Genomic DNA, 1,455 nt, shown 5'->3' with positions numbered 1-1,455 from the left:
TAAAATGTTTACTAATTGCTTGTTTTGTTCCGTCGATAACAACTATTTACTGGGGATTTGAGTACCACAAAATTATTCTATGGGCTTCCGGCGAGAACGGTCAAGAGATATTTAAATTTATTTTCACCATTGAAACTTTTGGCCCCAGTGATTAGGTTCGTCGGTTAAACACTAATTAGACCACACGAAGAACAGGTCATAACAAAAACCATTCGAGGAGAAGTATCATGGCAGCAGCACAGCATGGCGACACCGTAAAAATCCACTATACCGGCACTTTAGACGATGGCACCGTTTTTGACTCGTCAGAGGGCCGCGATCCGCTTGAGTTTACCCTTGGCGGCGGCCAGGTTATTCCTGGGTTTGATGAAGGTGTTACGGGTATGCGTATAGGCGAAAGCAAAACTGTTCACATTGAGCCGGAAAAGGCCTATGGCGTTCGAAACGAAGAGATGGTGATGTCGGTGCCCATTGATCAGGTGCCGCCGGATCTCAACCCGGAAATCGGACAGAAACTGCAGATGGGCGGCCCGGAAGGTCAGTTGATTGTGGTTGAAGTTGTTGAGGTCACCAAGAAATCTGTGACACTGGACGCCAACCCGCCACTGGCCGGCAAAGCACTCAATTTCGATATTGAGCTCGTCGCAATCGCCTAGTACGGCGTCAGTAAAGAACTAAGAAATTTCTCTCGAAACACAAATTCTGACTCAGCAAAAGGTGAACCGTGACAATTAAAATTATTGGCGTTTCGGCCAGCGCTAGAAAAAACAAAGCTACTCATTTTCTACTTGAACACTGTCTTAATGAGATTCAAGTAACAGCTGCGGCCTCAGGAAAAAGCCTTGAGGTCGAATTAATTGATCTTGCCCCCTTAAAAATCAATGGCTGCATTGCCTGTGATACCTGCAAAAAAGGCGTTAAGTGCAGCCAACAGGATGACTATCAAGCGCTTATTCCTAAGCTTTCTGATCCCGACGTCGTAGGATGGATTGTTGCAACCCCTGTTTATATGGGATCTATGTCCAGTCAAGCCAAAGCCTTTATTGACCGGACCGTTCTTTTCAGGCGCAATGGCTTCATGTTTAAAAATAAACTCGGCGGCGTAATAACCGTAGGCGGCTCACGAAACGGGGGGCAGGAGTTAACCATTCAGGCCGTTCATGCAGCAATGATGATCCACGACATGATCATTGTTGGTGACGGCGATCATTTTGGCGGTGCCGCCTGGGCCAACCATCCAGATGGCTATCAAAAGGACACAACCGGCATTAGCACTGCCAGAAATCTTGGCAGGCGCATGAGCGAAGTCGCGCAGATGATGCACAAGCCCTAAGGCCAGCACCAAACAAGTCTGAGATCCTTGAACCTCTCACCACAATTCATAAGCAACTGCTCTCGATTGCTTGAGTTCATTCCACTCACCAAACAGGAATTGTGGATGATGGAAAGTTCAGC

2 protein-coding genes are annotated in these 1,455 nt (G+C 47.2%); both read left to right on the top strand.

From position 1 onward, the window contains the following. Positions 1–227 precede the first annotated feature (227 nt). Positions 228–656 (top strand): peptidylprolyl isomerase, encoded by a 429-nt coding sequence (locus HQK80_14600; GenBank protein MBF0223429.1) that lies wholly within the window; start codon positions 228–230, stop codon positions 654–656. 74 nt (positions 657–730) lie between these two features. Beyond that, complete coding sequence (locus HQK80_14595; GenBank protein MBF0223428.1) at positions 731–1,333, top strand: flavodoxin family protein; 603 nt, start codon at positions 731–733, stop codon at positions 1,331–1,333. Positions 1,334–1,455 lie beyond the last annotated feature (122 nt).

The organism is Desulfobulbaceae bacterium, assembly GCA_015231515.1.
Classification (GTDB): Bacteria; Desulfobacterota; Desulfobulbia; order Desulfobulbales; family VMSU01; genus JADGBM01.
Note: the sequence above shows the minus strand (reverse complement) of the source record. Positions and strands in the feature narration are given on the sequence as shown.

What these genes read in the sequence shown, in the direction of transcription:
- HQK80_14600 (MBF0223429.1), top strand. Translation starts at nt 228, where the DNA reads ATGGCAGCAGCACAGCATGGCGACACCGTAAAAATCCACTATACCGGC.